General features: G+C 45.5%; 20 protein-coding genes and 1 pseudogene. 4 read left to right on the top strand and 17 right to left on the bottom strand.

The genetic code is table 11. The features are described 5' to 3' along the window. Positions 1 to 4: 4 nt before the first annotated feature. Positions 5 to 265 (top strand): AVAST type 1 anti-phage system protein Avs1c, encoded by a 261-nt coding sequence (avs1c, locus tag A8F97_RS25020; RefSeq protein WP_033071177.1) that lies wholly within the window; start codon positions 5 to 7, stop codon positions 263 to 265. Positions 266 to 563: 298 nt separating this feature from the next. Here the strand turns inward: avs1c and A8F97_RS23205 are convergent. Next, a pseudogene (locus A8F97_RS23205) lies at positions 564 to 779 on the bottom strand (integrase core domain-containing protein); the annotation flags it as partial. 615 nt (positions 780 to 1394) lie between these two features. Here A8F97_RS23205 and A8F97_RS10815 point away from each other — a divergent pair. From A8F97_RS10815 to A8F97_RS10805, 3 genes are all read left to right on the top strand, one after another. Beyond that, positions 1395 to 2506, top strand: a protein-coding gene (locus A8F97_RS10815) for an IS3 family transposase (protein WP_099092839.1) whose coding sequence is annotated in 2 segments (ribosomal slippage) — positions 1395 to 1656 and positions 1656 to 2506 — 1113 coding nt in all. Because the reading frame shifts where the segments join, the coding sequence is not laid out codon by codon here. 175 nt (positions 2507 to 2681) lie between these two features. Next, a complete protein-coding gene (locus A8F97_RS10810; RefSeq protein ID WP_050512642.1) occupies positions 2682 to 4367 on the top strand; it encodes an AAA family ATPase in 1686 nt (561 codons plus the stop codon). Further along, positions 4364 to 5551 carry a hypothetical protein gene (locus A8F97_RS10805; RefSeq protein ID WP_033071180.1) on the top strand — a complete coding sequence of 396 codons (1188 nt, stop codon included), beginning with the start codon at positions 4364 to 4366 and terminating at the stop codon, positions 5549 to 5551. The genes A8F97_RS10810 and A8F97_RS10805 overlap by 4 nt, the downstream gene beginning before the upstream one ends. Positions 5552 to 5990: 439 nt before the next feature. On the opposite strand, the gene A8F97_RS10800 is transcribed toward A8F97_RS10805, so the two are convergent. The 16 genes from A8F97_RS10800 to A8F97_RS10730 all read right to left on the bottom strand — a co-directional run bounded on the left by A8F97_RS10800 (position 5991) and on the right by A8F97_RS10730 (position 18426). Then, positions 5991 to 6278 (bottom strand): hypothetical protein, encoded by a 288-nt coding sequence (locus A8F97_RS10800; RefSeq protein ID WP_033071181.1) that lies wholly within the window; start codon positions 6276 to 6278, stop codon positions 5991 to 5993. A 271-nt stretch (positions 6279 to 6549) separates the two neighbouring features. Next, positions 6550 to 6876: a hypothetical protein gene (locus A8F97_RS25150; protein ID WP_416348679.1), complete on the bottom strand. Its 327-nt coding sequence runs from the start codon at positions 6874 to 6876 to the stop codon at positions 6550 to 6552. A gap of 125 nt (positions 6877 to 7001) precedes the next feature. Continuing rightward, positions 7002 to 7199 (bottom strand): hypothetical protein, encoded by a 198-nt coding sequence (locus tag A8F97_RS10790; RefSeq protein ID WP_127087866.1) that lies wholly within the window; start codon positions 7197 to 7199, stop codon positions 7002 to 7004. A gap of 1100 nt (positions 7200 to 8299) precedes the next feature. Next, positions 8300 to 8584, bottom strand: a complete 285-nt coding sequence (locus tag A8F97_RS10780; RefSeq protein ID WP_033071184.1) for a hypothetical protein — start codon at positions 8582 to 8584, stop codon at positions 8300 to 8302. Between the two features lie 107 nt (positions 8585 to 8691). Then, positions 8692 to 9438, bottom strand: coding sequence for a MobC family replication-relaxation protein (gene mobC / locus A8F97_RS10775; RefSeq protein WP_033071185.1), 747 nt, complete (start codon positions 9436 to 9438; stop codon positions 8692 to 8694). A gap of 10 nt (positions 9439 to 9448) precedes the next feature. Further along, a complete protein-coding gene (locus A8F97_RS10770) occupies positions 9449 to 11323 on the bottom strand; it encodes a type IV secretory system conjugative DNA transfer family protein (RefSeq protein ID WP_033071986.1) in 1875 nt (624 codons plus the stop codon). Continuing rightward, the gene (locus A8F97_RS24090) at positions 11320 to 11517 is read right to left on the bottom strand and encodes a hypothetical protein (protein WP_127087867.1); all 198 of its coding nucleotides are present in this window, start codon (positions 11515 to 11517) and stop codon (positions 11320 to 11322) included. The genes A8F97_RS10770 and A8F97_RS24090 overlap by 4 nt, the downstream gene beginning before the upstream one ends. Positions 11518 to 12047: 530 nt before the next feature. After that, positions 12048 to 12350 (bottom strand): TrbM/KikA/MpfK family conjugal transfer protein, encoded by a 303-nt coding sequence (locus A8F97_RS10765; RefSeq protein WP_033071186.1) that lies wholly within the window; start codon positions 12348 to 12350, stop codon positions 12048 to 12050. 43 nt (positions 12351 to 12393) lie between these two features. Further along, positions 12394 to 13410, bottom strand: coding sequence for a P-type DNA transfer ATPase VirB11 (gene virB11, locus A8F97_RS10760; RefSeq protein ID WP_033071187.1), 1017 nt, complete (start codon positions 13408 to 13410; stop codon positions 12394 to 12396). Further along, complete coding sequence (gene virB10 / locus A8F97_RS10755; RefSeq protein WP_033071188.1) at positions 13400 to 14632, bottom strand: VirB10/TraB/TrbI family type IV secretion system protein; 1233 nt, start codon at positions 14630 to 14632, stop codon at positions 13400 to 13402. Before virB10 ends, virB11 begins: the two co-directional genes overlap by 11 nt. Next, positions 14629 to 15522 carry a P-type conjugative transfer protein VirB9 gene (virB9, locus tag A8F97_RS10750; protein ID WP_033071189.1) on the bottom strand — a complete coding sequence of 298 codons (894 nt, stop codon included), beginning with the start codon at positions 15520 to 15522 and terminating at the stop codon, positions 14629 to 14631. The genes virB10 and virB9 overlap by 4 nt, the downstream gene beginning before the upstream one ends. Beyond that, entirely contained in the window at positions 15519 to 16202 is a 684-nt protein-coding gene (locus A8F97_RS10745) for a VirB8 family type IV secretion system protein (RefSeq protein ID WP_025918850.1), read from the bottom strand. Before A8F97_RS10745 ends, virB9 begins: the two co-directional genes overlap by 4 nt. Beyond that, positions 16195 to 16335 carry a hypothetical protein gene (locus A8F97_RS24440; RefSeq protein ID WP_025918851.1) on the bottom strand — a complete coding sequence of 47 codons (141 nt, stop codon included), beginning with the start codon at positions 16333 to 16335 and terminating at the stop codon, positions 16195 to 16197. The genes A8F97_RS10745 and A8F97_RS24440 overlap by 8 nt, the downstream gene beginning before the upstream one ends. 87 nt (positions 16336 to 16422) lie before the next feature. Further along, entirely contained in the window at positions 16423 to 17463 is a 1041-nt protein-coding gene (locus A8F97_RS10740; protein ID WP_033071190.1) for a TrbL/VirB6 family protein, read from the bottom strand. An 11-nt stretch (positions 17464 to 17474) separates the two neighbouring features. Continuing rightward, positions 17475 to 17699, bottom strand: coding sequence for an EexN family lipoprotein (locus A8F97_RS10735; RefSeq protein ID WP_033071191.1), 225 nt, complete (start codon positions 17697 to 17699; stop codon positions 17475 to 17477). Between the two features lie 10 nt (positions 17700 to 17709). Next, positions 17710 to 18426: a TrbJ/VirB5 family protein gene (locus tag A8F97_RS10730; RefSeq protein WP_033071192.1), complete on the bottom strand. Its 717-nt coding sequence runs from the start codon at positions 18424 to 18426 to the stop codon at positions 17710 to 17712. Positions 18427 to 18442 lie beyond the last annotated feature (16 nt).

The following is an 18442-nucleotide window of genomic DNA, read 5'->3' as shown; positions in this document are numbered from 1 at the left end:
ACATATGAATTTTGATACATTTGAGACACCGCAAACTAGATCGGAGTTCGAACTTCGATTTCACTGTTTACATAATATAATGAAGCAAGGCAAGTTTCATGTGGCTCCCCATATATCCATGGAAGGAATTCTAAAAGTTAGGAAATTGCCAAATGGACGAATTGATTTTCTCAGTGTCAATGAACAAGCTAGACTTAACGCAAATATGATGTATAAGATGCGGAATATGAAGGTGCCCAATACCACCAGCTCTAGTGATAGCTGAGAGTAAATAGGTGGAAATAATAAGTATCACTTAAGTAGTACAAGTCGTATTTTTATCCTAAATTCTACGGGTAGAAATGCTGATAAGCCGGAGTATTAAACCGCTTAACATCAATGTACTCAATAGCTATTAAAACACTAAACGGCCTTTAGCTTCTTAAAAGCCGTTTTTTTCCAAGCACACAAATAGTTATGCATGCTGATCTGCACCCCGTTGATTAATACACCGTGATGTTAGTAATATCTTCATTTGACCCTGACCCCGAATATGCTCCAGTCATAATCAGGAATAACCGGCTTCATGTTGGTTGCATGTTCTGGCAACCGGCAGACTTTTCAGCAAATTCGGACGGGGCCATCCAGCCCAGCGCAGAATGGGAGCCTCTCTGATTATAGTGTATGCGCCAGGCCTCGATTTTGCACTGTGCATCCTCCAGGGACATGAACCAGTTTTCGTTCAGGCACTCCTGCCGCAGCCTGCCGTTGAACGACTCCACTGTGGCATTGTCCGTGGGGTTCCACACTAGGCAGCGTGACGTCAGATTGAAGCGACGCCGAAACTCGCCGCGGCGTTCCATTTCGTAGATCATCGTTTCGGCTAGTACGTCGCCACAGTCGCGGCAGGTTGTTCGCTCTCCATTCGCGACAGGTGCGCGCTTCTGGTCGTCGATCCAGGCATACCGCATCTTGGCCGTTCCCTTTTAGGCGTCGGCAGCCGGCCAACGCAACTTTCCGCGGCCGACGCGTAGAGCATCCACGAGCCGGGTTTTGCCCGGTAACCGTCCCGAGAATAGGCTGGGCTTGGGATCAACCGCTGGCTTCCTGAAGACGGCGATCCGCTGGTAGTCGGGGGTTGCCAGCCAAGTCCGCGCGTCCCCTTCATCGGTGAGGATTCGATAGAGGCCAGCGGGCGGGGAGGACTCGGTATCGAGTAGGCACTTGTAGCGTTCGACTGACCATTTCTGGATGCCTCCGCTGAGAGCTTCGGTTCGGAAGCGTGCCCATAACGCGGAGGTGTCGGGTGTTGGCCAGTCGCCTGCGTCGGTTTTGGTGTAAGTATCCCTGCAAAACGGCCCATTCACTTTTAGAGATCTTCCGACATACTGATTATGTCACTTGAGGAGATCGTCATGCGTAAAGCCCGATTCACTGAGCACCAGATCATCGCCGTTCTGAAGTCCGTCGAAGCTGGACGTACCGTCAAGGATGTCTGCCGCGAAGCCGGCATTTCCGAAGCCAGCTATTACAACTGGAAAGCGAAGTTTGGTGGTATGGAAGCTTCTGATATCAAAAAGATGAAAGATCTGGAGGATGAAAATCGTCGTCTGAAACAGATGTTTGCCGATCTGAGTCTCGAGTGTCGTGCTCTGAAAGATGTCATCGAAAAAAAGCTTTAAAACCAGCGATAAAGCGTGAGCTCGTCAGTTACCTGACCGCGCAGTTTGCGATGAGCATACGCCAGGCATGCAGGACATTGTCGCTGAGCAGGACGGTGTATTTTTATCAGCCGGACACCTGTCGTGATGAACCGGTGATCCAGGCTCTGGCGGAGGTGGCTGAACGCTATCCCCGTTACGGTTTTAAGAAGCTGTTTCAGGTGCTGCGCAGGCAAGGCAATGCCTGGAATCATAAACGCGTTCATCGCATTTACTGCCTGCTGAAACTGAATTTTCGCCGTAAGGGAAAGCAACGTCTGCCGGTGCGCAATCCGACTCCGCTGGCGACGCCGGAAGCACTGAACCAGAGCTGGTCGATAGATTTTATGCATGATGCGCTGGTCTGCGGCAGACGCTTTCGGACCTTCAATGTGGTGGATGACTTTAACCGCGAGGCTCTCGCAATAGAAATCGATCTGAATATCCCGGCGCAGCGGGTGGTCAGAGTACTGGACAGGATCGTGGCAAACCGTGGTTATCCGCTGAAACTGCGGATGGACAATGGCCCGGAGCTAATCTCGCTGACTTTGGCACAGTGGGCTGAAGAGCATGGCGTGATGCTGGAATTTATCAAACCGGGAAAACCAACGCAAAATGCCTTCATCGAACGTTTTAACCGAACGTACCGGACAGAGATACTGGATTTTTATCTGTTCAGAACCCTGAATGAAGCGAGGGAAATCACAGAACGCTGGCTGACGGAATACAACAGCGAGCGGCCTCATGAATCCCTGAATAACCTGACGCCGGAAGAGTACCGGCTGATGGCTGAAAATCCGGAAATCTCAAAAAGTGTGTGGAACTAAAACAGGTGTGCTTACACAAAGCTGCAGATAAAAAACTCAACAATCATAATGGTCGTTAAGTAAATGTAAGTTCCCTTTAAACAGATAGCAATCTCAAAAAAGATGAATAGTTTACGTCAAATTGATAAAGTATCTTTCATACTGCAAAGTGATATCATGGAAAAGGAGTAACATTATGAAGTTGGCTTACATATGGATAAGTGAGCATAAAGTTTTGAAAAACATACAGCTAATCATTGATTCATCTCTGGATTGTGATTATAAACATGGTAACCTCACAATCCATCGAAATGAATCTGCAAAAATTTATTATAATGGTGTATCAATAAGTGCCATTATTGGAAAAAATGGTACTGGTAAATCAACGGTCCTTGAGTTTTTAGAAGATTCAGCTTCGGGCGGTAATTCTTCAGGAATTATTGTATGGTACGATGATGTCGGAAATGTATTTATATGCCCAGTGAATATATATAAGAAAAATATAAATATTCTAACCACTGAAGAATACAGTGTGATTGATGATTATCAAGATTTTTTAAATATAAATAATGTCTCATTGATAAAATCTAGCAATTTGACAGATGCGAACAGACTAGAAGTCATAAAAAAAAATAAATCTAAGCTAATCTATGATTTATCATTATCTGATTATCAGAAACAAAGTCTTAGTTTTATTCGTGAAAGATTTTCACGCCTAATGTCTTATTTACAACATTACTCAGCATCAGATGACTTACAAAAAACAACAATAAAATATACATTTAAATTTTCACCTTCATCAACAGCATTTCTTAGATCGGTTTTAGATGAGGTTATAGATAGAAATTTTATTTTCTTCGAAAAAAGAGATTTAGAAAAGCTACATTTTGAATTCATTGATCATTACAATAGCAATAATCACTTTAGCATAGAGTCTCAACTAATAAAGTTCAATATTTCATTGATTTGTCAAGGAGCATCTAGGAAAATAAAAAAAGAAAGGTCTATTCAAGATGTTTTATATTTAATATTAATGATCTGTTATGTTCGAGATAATTCCTCCTTCAATATTAATTTCATCACCGACTTACTATCTCAATATAACAAAAATATAAATGATCAAAAAAATAACTTTTTTGAAAAAGATGATATTTTTGAAATAATTGAATATATTGATAAGGAGATTAAAAAGATAATAAATCTCTCTTATGAAGTTAATCATTTAATTAATGATGAGAAGGTGTTATTTATCAAGAATGAGAAACTTGATGGGTTTTATCTAGAGACTAGTCATGTTGATACAATATTTAACCTCTCAGAATTGATAGGTTATCTTTCAAATAGTATAGCCAAAAATATACCATATGGCTGGGAGGGGTTTAGTACAGGTGAATTTGCTAAGTTGAACCTTTTCTCTGAATTATATTATTTTATTAACAATCCAAAAAGAAGTAGTAAAGAAAGTTATTTCATTTTCATGGATGAGGTTGATCTCTATTTACATCCCGATTGGCAACGTAATTTCTTAAGTGATCTGCTTATTTTTATATCAAAAAATTTTCCAATTGAGCGGACACAAATATTAATGACCACTCATTCTCCTATCATAATAGGGGATTTTTTGCCAGAAAATATCATTACCTTGATAAAAAATAATAAGGGAATCGTTAGTATTGGTGAGTCACATGGTTTTGGAACGCAAATAACAGATTTGTATATCAATGGATTACATATTGAGTCAACTTTTGGAGTGCACTCTAAAAAATATATCGAAGGAATACTGCATCGAAGAAATAATGAGGAATTAACAGAATATGATCATTGGCTAATATCTAAGATTAAAAGCGAAAATATCAGGAAAATGCTCGGTGGTATGCAATGATATCGACATCTTCTACTTTTGATTCTAAGTTCATTGGCATTTATAAGTCAACAATTATCGTACAAAAAGTAATACCCTCACTGACATTGCTACGTCAAAAAGTGTGCGTTAAATATTTAAGTGCTTTTGATCTTTGCTTTTCAGAAAAGAAAGTAACCAGCATGGTTTTGTGCCCAGCTGATAAACTAGAGCAGCATATAAATTTTATAGAAGATAATTTTTTACTATTGATCGAACGTTTTAATCCTAGTAGATATTTAAAAAATATACATCTGGATGATGAGGTTGATAATTTAAATGCACGCCAAGATGCAAATAAAATCAATGAAATAAAAGGGGTGTTGATAGTAGACTTTACTATTAATCTAAAAAATGATTATTTTTTAAAGAAACACCTATTATCAAAATTGCAAAAATCTAAAACACCCACACAAACTCTTAACGTACTAAAAGACATTAATAATATAATCAAAGGTTGTTCAAAAAAACGGAAGAAATACTATGAGGTAAATTATCCTGATTGGTTAAATGAACTTCCAGATTCATTTAAATATAAAGATGTTAGTGATAATTATGGTTTCGACATCGTAACTAAGTTTGATTTGCGATTTTGCCCTTATTGTAACGACGAACCTATTCCTACTATCGTTGGAGTCAATCGAAATTATAGAACAGCTATAGATCATTTCTATCCAAAAGCAAGATATCCATTTCTCGCTGTGTCATTATATAATTTCATACCGGCAGGGACTCGTTGCAATTCAGGTTTTAAGTCCGAGGCTGACATGGTTGGTTATTTTAATCCAAGCATTCATAAACTTAAGAAAGAAGCTTTGTTTGATTTTACTTTTAGTCCTGACAATAAAATTCAGCATGATACTTTGATTGTTTCTTTGAATAAAAATGATGATTTACTCAATAAAAACATTTCATTATTTGAATTGGAAAGTGTTTATAATAATGATGAATGTAAGATAGAGATTGAAAAAATACATGAAAGAATTTTACATCATCGCTCATTAGGTGATGAACATTTGGATAGTATATTATCGAGTGAACAACTAATTAGGCGTGAGTTTAATGTTGATTTATTTATTTCGGCAAAGCACGTACGCTGGCAGAAATATCTTGTTGATTTTTTGAACCAAATTTGCAGTAGAGATTATACAATTAAACTGTTATAAAAAATAAATTAACTAAAAGTCTTTGAACGGTCAGCTTCAATTTCGTAGTGGACCAGCACCCAGTATTAGACACACTGCCAGTCAGTTATGTCGGTTTGCTTACCTTGAAAGGTCCGCTTCTGGCGCGAAGCGGCCGACCTAACTGAGCAGAAGGTTCGCTGTGAGCGAACAGCGGGCGTTTGCAGTTGTTAACACGAACCAATACTTTAATCGAATAGTCTTCTTCAACAGGGCACGGGTCGCTTCCCCTGTAAGTCCGAGTAAGCTTACCAACAGCCAGAAGCGGCGATTCAGACTTGGCAACCTAGATTAGATGGTGAAAGCCAAGGTTGCTTAAACAGTAAGTTCCTGAGGATGCATAAAATAAATAGACAGTCTTCTCTTGCTAAGTTTACTCTCAGAATAAGGTTTGCAATCGAATGCAGAGAAAGATTATATGTTAGATGCTAAAGAACTCAATTGCTTCAGTAATGTTATTCATCATCTGCTTATCACCGTTTGTCACCGCCTGGTGCAAAAGGCCAGAGAGCATGGCATTACGTGTGTTAGCCGGTATGACACAGGGACTGAGTATTCCACGCGACTGCGGATATCCATCCCAGTGAACGCCGAGTTCTTTAGTGCCGCCGTTGTATTCGTGCTTATGATCATAGTGACCATAAATTAATACCATCCCATCATCTTCATGGAATGGTTTAGAATTTTTCCAGTACGAAATCATCTTCATTTTTGATTCCTTTAATCACAATGCGTTAAGTTAGCTTGCTGTACCCTGATTGAAGTTAGCGTTTATTTTCTTGATAGCAGGCCAATACATATCCTCGAAGTTATCGCCTATTACTTCAATTGTAATAACTTTGACACTGAACGCTTCAAGCAACCCTTTCTTTTTATCACTAATGTTATGGGTATAAAAATAGATTTTTTATTTATTGTTGCTTCAGATAAAAAGCAGGCTCGTTTATTTAACAACCACCAGATGTCCGTCTCGCTGTAGTCTAATGAAAAACCGAGAATGTGGACATTGCTTGAGAAAAAGAGATCAACCCAGGATGTGTGACAAAAAATGAAAAATCCCTCAGTTTGTCTAACATGGACTTAACAGTAACGTCAACACCATTAATCTTATGTGAGTACGTACCTTTAACATATGCATCGATTTTACTCACTGAACCACAATAATGATCTAACCCAAGCATAATGGATTTAGGGTTATCTATTTCACCGTGTATATTCCAGAGAAATTTTGTATCGTTCTCTGACTCGTACATTCTCTTTCTTCTCAGGCTATAGATATCTTCTGAGCTGAGCTTTACTGGCGAAATGTTAAGTGCCTTTTCGAAAGCGTAATCATAATTAGTAGTAAGATAATGCTCAATGGGTAATGATGCTAACTCCTCAAGAACCTCATTTGGTCCTTGTTCTCGCAGTCCATTAGCTATAACATTTTTTATTTCAAGTTCATCTTTTTTTCGCTTCTATCTGGCGCATGTTTTTCCAGAAAGATTCGTTCATACACCATAGTGTTTGGCAGTTGCCCGCTTTCGAATTTGTTGATGCCTTTTATATTATCCAGCAAATCACTCCAGGTGACGTGATTTTCAGAAAGCCTGTTTATTCCATTACCACAAAAAAGAGTGTTTGCCATATGTACCATTTGTTTTTAGCCAGTTAACTATGTTCTTAAATTCAATATCTTAAAAAAATATTCGTGAACCACGATCATTGCTTTTCATTAGTAGCGTGAAAAGATCAAGTGCTCGCTCGTAATTAATTTTATGTTTCCCGTGTGGTGTCGCCTCTATGAACATCCGCATTTCCTGGGGGGAGAACGAGAATTTTTTCGGCAGTTTAAGCATCCTTTTTACTGTTCCATCTGCTGAATTACACTGGTCACAAATTAGTGTTTCAGGAAACCGAGACACGCCTAAACCCATGTAGTCAGTAGAATGGTCGTGGTGTTTGTGTAACGCTGCAACCCAATCCATAAAAGCGGCCGGTGTAGTCGGGAATCTGAGGGTCCATCTCATGATCTGAAATTTGCTGCGTCCACACCCAGGGCAGATCCAGTTGTCTCCCGTTGCTTTCCATAGTCTATGATAATGGAGTCCAGTGTGGTTCCGATAATCTTCGTATGTAGGCGTTTTGTTCTTCATTATTTCACTGGCGCTCCACTTTTACGGCACTTTTGCGGTTGGGTTGCCATTCAGGATGGCTGGAACATCGTTGTAATCTGTAAGCACTAGCACACATGTGAGCACAGATACGACTACTCTAGAGCTGTCCTAAATCATCATCCAATGTGGCTATACGCTGGATCATGTCGTACAAAACGGGCCTCTCCGTCACCAGGTGAAAACCACAAGAACATAAATAGCGGCTCTTTCCGGGCGAGGATTTGACAGAGGTCAACAATTCGCTTCCCACTAGCTAGGGGAAATTTTCCCGCTGGCAGCACATAGGGTACGGCAAAGGCTTTTCTGCAGGTTTCACTGTGGCAAAAATAATCGCCCGTCAAAACTATTGCATCCGTATTGGGCATGCTTACAAAGGCAGCTTCCCTTTCATTTTTCTACCATACCTACTTAAGAAGTATGGAATTAATAATTATCACAATCGCAGATAGATGGCTATAGATCCGTTTCATTCACTGTGTAACTCTCAGGGTTCGAATGACTATACCTACCCAGAGCAGCCTGTCAGATGAGGTTTGGCCCTGTGTCGTAGTTGTGCCAGGTCAAGTCTGAGCTAATACAAGTCAGTATCTTTCTGCAGCGTCTGCAGCCGCTGCTCCAGGCAATCTAGTCTTTCTTCGAGGTCATGGCTCTGCTGCTCAATATCTTCCAGCGTTTCTGACAGCACATCACGCAGCAGCACAAAATTTGCTTGTAAGTCATATACAAAATCGTTGCCGCGTTCCAGTAATGCTTCACGCGGCAAGCCATGTAATGCAGAATGTGTCATCCACGTCACCAACGCTTTTGCGCTCATTTCGGTCAGTACGTCCGAAAGTCGGTCAGTTTCTCTGTTCATTCTGGAGTCCTGTCTGTTCTGATAGTGGGGCAGTATTTTGGTAGGGCATTACTTCCGGTCGTTGCGCTGCCGGCGGGCGGGTTGGGGCAGTTGGTGATACAGAAAAACTATATGCAGTGGCTTACATCGAGCCGTTGCAACTCGTCGAGTGTATAGATGCGAAAGACATTCCGATGGCGGGTTTCCAGCGGGATGTGCTGATGGTTAACCATAACGTGCCGGATGCTGTCAAACAGCCGTTCAAGACCGCGCTTTTTCTGCGGGTCCGGCACGATATAAAAAACGTAGATCCAGTCTTTACGGGTCCGCGCCAGCAAATGGCTGGCGATGATCAACTGGTAACGGGCTCTGGTTTTCAGACGGCGCTCGGTCTCAATGGCGATCACTGTGCCGCCGGGCAAGGTGATCAACCCGTCCGGGCGGTGACTGACCTGATAACGGCTGAGGAAGGTTGTGCGATCGCCGTTTATCCATCCGGATGCGCCTTTTTGCTCAAGGATGATTCGTGCTGCCTGATTATCAAGGTGATGTTCCAGCGTCCAGCCGGTGATTTTTGAAGGCTCAAACCGTGCCGGGAAAAGCGCATCGTTTGGGGTTAACACAACGGCCAGTCCGTCACTGGTTATGCCCCATAATGAAATTTTCATTGTGCGCGATATCAGGACGCGCTTTTGTATTAAGCCCATGCCCTCGACTTTTGAAAGCAGGGAATACAGCGATTTATGATCCCTGAAGCCAAACAGCAGCATCAGCGTTTTAAAATCACTGTACGTTTCTTCCTTCAGAAAATTCAGTAGTCGTTGTATTTTTTCGCGGTGTCGCGTCTGGCGTTCGCTATATGCGGTGATCAGCATCATTCCCCCTTTAAAAATCCAGCAATGATGGGTTTTCCTCTTTATCTGCGTTCGGTGTTGTTGTGTCTTCTTCGTCCGTATTATCAAAAAAAAGATCGGGTCGCGTTGTGGTGATATCCGTCTTTGATGCGGGTCCGGGGGAAGTTTCCACCTCGTTAAAATCCAGGGTGATATTTACCGTTGCGGCGGTGGCGGCAATCGCGGGCGACACGGCACAGATCTCCAGTTCGCGTTTTTTCACCCTGATGGGCGAAATCAGAGAAGCAGACGGGAGTGCTTTTGTCGTGAAGATGAAGCTGACAAAATCGGGTAAGTTCAGGATCATATTGCTGTCGGTAAAGAAACGCTCCGCCTGCCTGATGGTGCGTTCACCGTCGATACTCTCTGTCAGCACGGCATCGGTTTTCGCTTTGCGGACCTCATCATCGACTAATATGGTGCCTGACATCCGGGCCACCCATTCAGCGGTGTCAGGATCCATGACACGATAAACCAGTTTGAATTTAGCGTTCTCAACGACTGCGCCGACAACGGCGTCGCCTTTCAAATCTGCCGGACAGTCTTTTAAATCGGCAATCGACTGGTGGTCCATAATAATGTGTACGCCTTTATCGCGTGCCGCGCTTAAACCTTCCAGCGCGGGCCTGGATAAATGGTATTTCAGTTCGGAAAGATAAATTGCAATGGGGCGGGGCACGTCTTTCACTCGCTCGCGCCTTTCTGCCAGCTGGTACAGGCGAACCAGCAGCATGCGCTGAGCGGTAATGATTTTGCTGTTGCGCATTGAACCAATTACATAACAGCAACCGCCTTCCTCAAATATTTTATTAAGCGAAAATCCGGTGGGGGCATTGATGGCATTGAGTAAGGCCAGCTCTTCAATTTTCCCGAAAAAGGCTTTTATCTTATCGGCAATACCCTGAACGTAGTCGCCGTTATACACATCCCGAATGGTTGAGTCAGTATTACGGGTGACAAACTGCGCGGCTATCCGGGCCGCTTTCCGGTCATCAATGCGATAAAAGTCAGATTCCTGACCTTTCTCTGCCAGGCTGAAACCGGCAACGAAAAGCTCTTCCAGCTCATCGGCGGTGATCTCTTCAATCAGGTTTAACTGGTACTGGGGTTTTCGCAGGTCAATCAGGGCAAAAGGTTTGCCTGCATCCTCGCAGGCTTTCCGGTAAAGGTGGGGGGCCCATTCATCATCCTTGGGGTCCATCACAAATACGCCTTCCCCGGCCAGGATACTTTGATAAAGTAATATCCCGGAGGCAACGCCCTTACCGGCGCCGGTGGTGCCGATAATATCCGCGTGTTGTTTTTGCCAGTCTTTTAACGGCAGATACATCGGCTGAACATCGCGGTCCATGCCGATAAATAACCCTTTGTTCAGGTCGATATAATCCAGCGGATTATAATGCAGTGTTTCCGGCAGCAGTGATTTCACCGTACGGACATCGGTGCGTAATTCCCGTTCAAGCGTGGTTTTTCTGACGAGGCGTTTCTTTATTTTGTCTAATTCAGGGGTTAATACCCTGCGCAGCAGAATATGCAAAATAAAACCCGTTACGGTAAAAGTAATCAGAACCGGCCATGCCAGAACGGGAATGCTGGCGACTACCCGGCCACGATAAAGCCACTGGAAAATCCAGATAACAACCGGGGCCATCGTACCCGAAAGAAAACACAGTATGGAAAAAGCAATAATCAGCTTTTGCCACAACGGGGCTTTTTGCCGTTCATCGCTTTTCATCGACGCGAAAAACGGCATCGTCAGCCCCGATAACAGCGCTAGCATCAGTTGATGCTGTTGCATAAAAGCCATGAAGCTCAGCGCGCCATTCACTATCGGCGACAGTGAAACGGCCAGCTTATTCAAAATCACGATGCCTCCTTCGTCAGCAGTTCGCCCCATGACGTCGCCCCATCAGTTCGCCCCACGGTGTCGGGCGAAAAGGCGGGGCGACCATCAGGGGCGAAGAAGGTGGCCGCGTTGCGACCATGTGCAGGAAAGCATGCTTGCCTGCCCGAACGACGTGCGCCAGTACATGCGGGTTGGACGCCCTTATGTAATGTCACATGGGGGTAATGTCGCGGCTGGACGCCGTGCCAAAACCCCCAACGTCAACGGCGGCACACCGTCGCCCGCTACGCGCGACCACCCCCTTTGAGACGCCGTTTTTCGCCTATTTTTTCTTTTGTCCGTTCCGGCCAAGCGAAAAAATGGGAAAACGCCTTCAAAGCGGGTGGTCGCGCCACGCTACCGGCTTTTGGCCGGAGACTTAGCTGCGACGGTGTGCGGGGCAAGCCCCCCAAATAAACCGCTATCGTGGGCGATAGCTTTTCGCTCGCTGGGGCGGCGAAATTTATTCGGCTCCCCCCGGTCTGCAAAATCCGCGTGGGCGCGTCTGTTTGCAGATGGGTTCGGCGACGCAAATTAGCAATTTCTTTGAAATTGAATTTACTCGCCTTACGCCACTTTTAAATTTCTGCTATTCGCATAAATTTAAAAGCCTAAGACCGTCACGACCAGTGCCGAGTGTTCCATCCAGAGTTGACAGGGGGAACGGTAATAATCCCGATATTGTTATTACTGTTTTTCTTTGAATTCAATTACGCACGCGGCCAAATTTATTAATTATCTGGTCGATAATTTTTGGGTCGGCTGATTTGCATTTGAGCAATAAGGCTTTTCGGGCATCGGCAGTACGGCTGAGGTGAAATCCGTGTCTGTTCTTTTTTACAACATTAAAGAAAGAGCGTTCAGCGGACTGACATTCATTTCCTCCTCCGTTACCAGTTGTTTTACCGTACAGACATAAAAAAATTTCACAGGCATCAGCGGCCATTACGGAAGAGGGCAGTAGTAAGTTCATGCAGAAAAGGCAGGTGGTGAATATGATCGTTTTCATATCAAATACCTTTATTGGGAATGAGGGGGCTTTAACGGTTCAACTATCTGAATGATTTCTTCGTTTGATGAAGGTGTACAGGTTTAAAATAAATATCCCCCATCCGACGAATATCACCGTGAATATCTATGCTGACGATGATATCTACGCATTTAAGCACCTTGCGTAACAGCACATCGAACGGGATATTTTTGCAGTCAGGGTTCTCATAACAGCGGTCAATGATTCCTTCAATACACTCTTCCGGACTGCCTGCGTGCATGGAGGTGATAAGGCCTTCATGCCCTGAACCGATAATTTTCAGCGCATCCCACGCCTCCCGCCCACGAATTTCTGCCAGCAGAATGCGATCCGGATTCATTCGATAATTCGCCCGAATAAGTCTGCCGGGCGTGATAATCGCATCGTCTCCGGCATCTGCCGGGTAAAACAGATGGACATAATTAGCGTGGCGGTAAAAACGGATTTCAGGATTGTCTTCAATCGTGGTTAGCCTGAGATGTGTCGGAATATAGTGCAGCAACGTCTTCATATAGGTGGTTTTACCGGAGCCGGTTTCACCAACAATAAAGATCGTTTTGCCGTACTCAACGGCCTTTTCGATAAAGCTTGGAATATTACCATTGTTGTAGCATCGGGTCAGTTCATCATCTTTGCTTTCGTTTCTCTCCTTACCCGCTATCCGGTTATAAAACCCGGCATCAATCCAGGACTGATGTGTTTTCTGCTCAAATGACGGATTTCGTAGCGTAATCGATACGGTATTCCGCTCGCAGGCCGGGGGAATAATGGTCTGGATACGTTCACCTGATCCTAATGTGGCGGAAAGGATAGGGGAGGTATCATCGATATTATCCTCATTCCATGAGGCCAGTGCTTTGGCAAAAGCATGGCACTGACGCAACGTAACCGGAGAATCATGCTTCTGCCATCGACCGTTTATTTTGGTGTGGATCTCTCCGGGGCGGTTAATGGCGATTTCCGTCAGGCCATCCAGTTTGAGATAATCGCCGAACAACTGGTTTTTCATAAAATCCAGCGACAGATTTTCAGCGTTCATACCACCTCTTTTTTAGACGTAGTTGATAAACGGAAGAGAAATCGATATCCGTACCGGTCATGATGCCGATCACATCGCCCTGATTGAGGTACATCGTGGGCGGGATATTGATACTGTTTTCCAGTGCGGTTATTGCCATTTCTGATGCAGCGGCGCGGGTGTTTTCGGTGTAATCGGTATTGCGGTCTTTCCCCGGTGCTGAATCTGATGCGGCGGCAGCCACGTCCTGTACGGTGCTCAACATCAGCGCATTGCCGAACCGTTCCCAGAAATGGGTATCAATCCAGCCGCTAATCCCAGCCTCACCCAACGGGCCGGTGGCTTCGGTATCAACCAGCGGAATTTGCAGGCTACCGGGTTCCGGTGTGCGTAATTCCGTCCAGATAACAAACATCCGGCTCCGGCCATGTTGCAGCTCCCCGGTGCGGTAGAACCCTCTGGCGACGGTTCCGGCTGGGATCAACTTCACGTAGGTGTTGGCACTGTAGACATCTTCGCCGATAAGGCAGGAAATACGACCGCCCACATCAGAGACAAAACGCCGCATCATTGAGCACGGAATATAACGATCAACCGGCAGGTAAAGATTGGGATCGAGACCCAGTCGCCTAACGCTGGTCACTTTTGCAATACCGGGATTGGTGTCGTTAGCCTCTGTGCCAGACGTGGTTTCTGGTGTGCTTTTGTTCTGATAGCTCTGTGTGTCGGAAGGGGCAGTTTGTGACGCTTGCGCATTACTGCTTTGTGCGGTATCAGCGGTACTACTTGAGCCATCGACCAGTGCCGCCGCCTTATTTAAAGCAGGTGGCTCTGACGGTGATGCCGTCTGTATTGGGTGATTATCTGTTGCGGTTTCCTGTTTGTCCTGACCAAACAAGCCGAACGGATTGTTGTCCATGCCGAGATTTTTACGCTCATGTTGCCCTGTACTGGCTGACGGCGGGGCTGTGGTTTCAACTGCCTTATCATCGCGTTGCTTTAATGATGCAAGGAAGCGATCTCCACCCAATGCCAGTGCAATCAGTGCGCCCAGACTCAGCAGGCTGACCAGCAGCGTCCGGCGGCTGGAGGCTTTTCTGAAGCGGGTGACTTCGGGTTGGCCGGGAGGCGTGTTCTGCTCCGGTGCCTGACTCGCCATCGCTGAACGGGCGCGTTCACGGGCTTCAGCCTCCAGCTCTGCCACGGTTTTTTCCGTTGTTTCTGGGAGCGATTTATCAGTCATTTAGCCTCCAGTGTGACGGCAGGCGAAACGGTATCGCCGCTGCCAACGGTAGCGTTGCCGAATGACGTATTCTCAATCCCGACTACCGAACCGCCATAGCGCAACACCAACTGTGGCGACATTGCCCGCACGACGACCACGGTGTAGCTTCCGTGTTTGGTTATGCGGGGTGTTACGGTCTGTTCCTGCCCGTTAACGATCCAGAAGATCGACGGAAGGATTTTGACGGGAGAAAAACCGAGATAGATAAAACGACCATCATCATAAGTGAAATCTGGTGCAATGGATGCTGAACCGGCAGCAACTCGCTTGGTATAAAGCCAGTTACGCGGCGTGGTAGCCTGCTCAAATGCTGTCGTTATCTGCTGCTTTTCCTGTGTTTCACGCAGGAGTTTCAGACGCGCTGCGCTGGCTGCGTCTGCTTGCCTGCGCTCGTCATCCGGATAGCGAAAACGGATAATAAAGGCCTGAGACGGTGAGTCATTCTCCAGTACGTTCAGCTCCAGACTGTAATCACGCTTCGATGTCACGACAAAGAGATTGGTTCTCCACTCGCTTGCCGTTGGCAGAAACACCTTATTGATGTTGTTGCCGTTATCATCGGTTACCGGCTGGGTGATAGGGTTTGGACTGACACCGACCCGGTTATCGCTTTTTGTGACTTTCCAGCCCTTTGGAAAACCCGCTTGCGCGTCGATGACTTCTTCATCGTCATCAAACAGGAGTGTGGTGAGGTAGCCGGGGCGGGTGTTGACGATGGTCGCATTTTGGCTGTTATAGGTGACATTCTGCATTCGGCTGTCATACGTGCTGCTGCGCGGTATCGCCGCGCTCCAGGCGATGGGTGACACCAGAAGGAGGCTCAATATCACGGTTGTTTTCAGCATCATTCACCCCTCAGTTCTTTATCGCGTTGGTAGCTGGTCACGATGAACCCCAGCGGGTTCACTTCTCGCTGGCTGTCTGTCAGTTGTTTGCGGGGGAGGTATCGATAAGTCAGCCGGATGTTCCAGACCTCTGTTTTAACCGAGTTATCGACAATGCGGCGGATAGTCCGTTTAATGCGTAAGGTCGCCAGATGGTCAGGATCTGTCGCGGTCGCGTGAACGTTGGAAATAATGTCGATAGACACGACATATTCCGCTTTATTGAAAATGATATCGGGTGCCTGATTGCTGTTAAACCCGTCGAGATAATCACTGTTAACGCTGTCGCTATTGAATAACTGCACATCGTCGTAATCGCGCTGGAGAGCAAAATAGTTATAGCCCTCGCGGAGCCTGACATAATGCGCCGCTAACGCTTGAGCCAGTGCTTTCTCTGTGGAAATACTCTGCTCTTTAATCCGGGTCATATATTCATAACGTCCGGTCTGTTTATCCACCGACCATAATTCTATTTCGGTGGTTTTCAGCGGCAGCAGAATGATCAGCGCGGTGATCGCCATAGCGGCCAAAGCAAACCCTATGGCCGCTATTCGCCACGCCAGCTTTTTTTCCCGTTCATCCTTTTCCAGCAGGACAGACTCAAAGGTTCGGGATGACGCAATGATGTTTTCTGTTTCAGACATGTTTTGTCAGCTCCTGAATAATTGCGGGGGAATTAACCGGTTGAGGCTCGCCAGATACTGGCGTCAAATCGTGCTGACGCTGTGCGCAGCCCGTGAGGACGCACAGCATCAGAAAAATGAGGCTGGATTTCATATCGATTCCTGTGTTTGTCGAAGACAGAAATACCATACCGATGGCGGTTACCACGGCATGCGGTGGAGAGACTGCGTTAGAAGGGGATTAGCGGTTACGTTGTTGGTTGAAGCGCTTCATGCTATCGATAGACGCCGCACGTTTTTGCCATGCGGATAGGGCTTTGCTGGTGCCTGCGGCGATAAGTGTACTTGCTGCATTGGCGGCGCTGGCGCTCCCTTTTGCCGCTAACCGGGTACCCGCCGCACCGGCTTTCATGACTGGTTTCGCTGCGTCAGAAGACGGTTTCGCTAGCCCACGTAGACCGCCCATAGCGGCACCCTGTAGTGCGACCTGAACGGCGACGCCGCCTAATGCGTTCGCGATTTTTGCTGAAAACCAGATAATGACGCCAGAAATGACACCTGCAACGCAGCACTGAACGCCCAGTGTGATGATGTTGGCGCTATCTGCAAAATTAACCGCTTTATCTAACAGGCCATTAAGATAATTGATGACAATCCTGATGGATAACGCGGAAAACATAATCGTCAGGATCACTGTGAAGATAATTTTCAGCCAGTTGTTAAACATCGGAATAAGGAATCCATACAGCAGGCAGAAAATAAATAGCGGTGCAGTGGTGGTCATTAATACAATGATAATTCCGGCTAACAGGTTAACCGCCGAACCAAATAGCAAAGTGAAGATTGCACCTCCCCAGACCAGAAGTTGGGCAATACCGCCGTTGAGCTTTACATAGGTGGAATCATCCTGCTGATAAAGCTTTTGTCCTATTGTTTGCGCTTTCGCCCAAACGGTATCCAGTAACACCCAGACATTGTCATCACCGCTGACGCCGTCAGTTAATCCGTTAATGGCAGAAATGGCTAAATCCAGCCAGCCATCGAGATTTAAAACGAATGTCATGATTAATAGCATTCGCGCGACATCCCATATGACATCTTCTACAGGCGTTTGGAGTTTTCCAGCCAGGGTTTGATAACCCCGATAAGTGACAAATAACGTGAAGGAGCTGACGGCGATAACGCTTACCATATCGCCGTACACGGAGGTCTGTCCCCGCAGTACGGCATGTAAACCGTCAGTGATCGTGTTGTTCATTCCAACAAACATACCACCTGACATAGATGACCCCTTTAGTTCAAATCGGGAACCTTGGCATTTTCCTGACGGAGTTCAAATCGCGCTTCTCGCGCATTCTTGCAATCTTGGGAGTCATCACCGGATGATTCACACGCTTTATATCGCTGACTCATTTCATCCGGATGTTCTTTGTACCACTGCGTTGATTTCGGGTTGTCACACCCCGCCAGAAATAATGAGCCTAAAATAACCGGAAAAATGCAAAGTGACGTTTTCATTCTTACCCTCTCAATGATTAAAGTCAGGAATCGGGGAGACGAGTTGTTGTTCATTGAATGCTTTTTGCCGCTGTTGAGTCAACATCGCGGCACGCTGTTCAGCCTGCTTGACTGACATTTCCCATTGGCTGGTTAATGCATTCAATTGTACGCTTTTGGCTGCCACCGCGTTAGCCAAGTCCTGTGACTCTTTCGAGTCTTTGGCGTTGGCTATGCGGTCGGATAAGTCTGATATATCGTTTAATGTGCTATTAATCTTGTTTTGGACATAGCTGGTATTCTCAATTGAGACTGCCTGATTGAGGACAAGTTGTTTGCAACTTTCAAGATAACGTTGCGATGAACTGGACTGATTACAAATATCAAACGATTGATATTTGTTATATAGGCGCTGAAGGTCAGAAGAATAATAACCGCTTGGGTTGGTCAGCAGGTCATCCAGTGAAATACCATTTTTACGGAGATGTTCGATATCGTTTTTTAGGTTTTTAGCATCGTGGAGAAATCCCTGAATATCCCGTATGCCTGTTGCGGTCGCTAATTGCTGCTTATAGGCGTCAAGCTCGCTTTTATAATGGGTAACCGTTTCCTGCCATTGCTGGAGTTTCTGTATCCATTGGTTAATTGACTCGGTATTACTGGCGGCATCAAACACCGGAATACCGGCGCTGAGTACGGGTGTGGAAACCAATAGCGATAACGCCAGAAAGACGTTTCTGGTCTGCATGGTGATAACCTCCGAG

This window comes from Pectobacterium parmentieri (genome assembly GCF_001742145.1).
Taxonomy (GTDB): Bacteria; Pseudomonadota; Gammaproteobacteria; order Enterobacterales; family Enterobacteriaceae; genus Pectobacterium; species Pectobacterium parmentieri.
The sequence above is the reverse complement of the archived record's forward strand: the minus strand, read 5'-3'. Positions and strand labels throughout refer to the sequence as shown.

What these genes read in the sequence shown, in the direction of transcription:
- avs1c (WP_033071177.1), top strand. Translation starts at nt 5, where the DNA reads ATGAATTTTGATACATTTGAGACACCGCAAACTAGATCGGAGTTCGAA.
- A8F97_RS10810 (WP_050512642.1), top strand. Translation starts at nt 2,682, where the DNA reads ATGAAGTTGGCTTACATATGGATAAGTGAGCATAAAGTTTTGAAAAAC.
- A8F97_RS10805 (WP_033071180.1), top strand. Translation starts at nt 4,364, where the DNA reads ATGATATCGACATCTTCTACTTTTGATTCTAAGTTCATTGGCATTTAT.
- A8F97_RS10800 (WP_033071181.1), bottom strand. Translation starts at nt 6,278, where the DNA reads ATGAAGATGATTTCGTACTGGAAAAATTCTAAACCATTCCATGAAGAT.
- A8F97_RS10790 (WP_127087866.1), bottom strand. Translation starts at nt 7,199, where the DNA reads ATGGCAAACACTCTTTTTTGTGGTAATGGAATAAACAGGCTTTCTGAA.
- A8F97_RS10780 (WP_033071184.1), bottom strand. Translation starts at nt 8,584, where the DNA reads ATGAACAGAGAAACTGACCGACTTTCGGACGTACTGACCGAAATGAGC.
- mobC (WP_033071185.1), bottom strand. Translation starts at nt 9,438, where the DNA reads ATGCTGATCACCGCATATAGCGAACGCCAGACGCGACACCGCGAAAAA.
- A8F97_RS10765 (WP_033071186.1), bottom strand. Translation starts at nt 12,350, where the DNA reads ATGAAAACGATCATATTCACCACCTGCCTTTTCTGCATGAACTTACTA.
- virB11 (WP_033071187.1), bottom strand. Translation starts at nt 13,410, where the DNA reads ATGAACGCTGAAAATCTGTCGCTGGATTTTATGAAAAACCAGTTGTTC.
- virB10 (WP_033071188.1), bottom strand. Translation starts at nt 14,632, where the DNA reads ATGACTGATAAATCGCTCCCAGAAACAACGGAAAAAACCGTGGCAGAG.
- virB9 (WP_033071189.1), bottom strand. Translation starts at nt 15,522, where the DNA reads ATGATGCTGAAAACAACCGTGATATTGAGCCTCCTTCTGGTGTCACCC.
- A8F97_RS10745 (WP_025918850.1), bottom strand. Translation starts at nt 16,202, where the DNA reads ATGTCTGAAACAGAAAACATCATTGCGTCATCCCGAACCTTTGAGTCT.
- A8F97_RS24440 (WP_025918851.1), bottom strand. Translation starts at nt 16,335, where the DNA reads ATGAAATCCAGCCTCATTTTTCTGATGCTGTGCGTCCTCACGGGCTGC.
- A8F97_RS10740 (WP_033071190.1), bottom strand. Translation starts at nt 17,463, where the DNA reads ATGTCAGGTGGTATGTTTGTTGGAATGAACAACACGATCACTGACGGT.
- A8F97_RS10735 (WP_033071191.1), bottom strand. Translation starts at nt 17,699, where the DNA reads ATGAAAACGTCACTTTGCATTTTTCCGGTTATTTTAGGCTCATTATTT.
- A8F97_RS10730 (WP_033071192.1), bottom strand. Translation starts at nt 18,426, where the DNA reads ATGCAGACCAGAAACGTCTTTCTGGCGTTATCGCTATTGGTTTCCACA.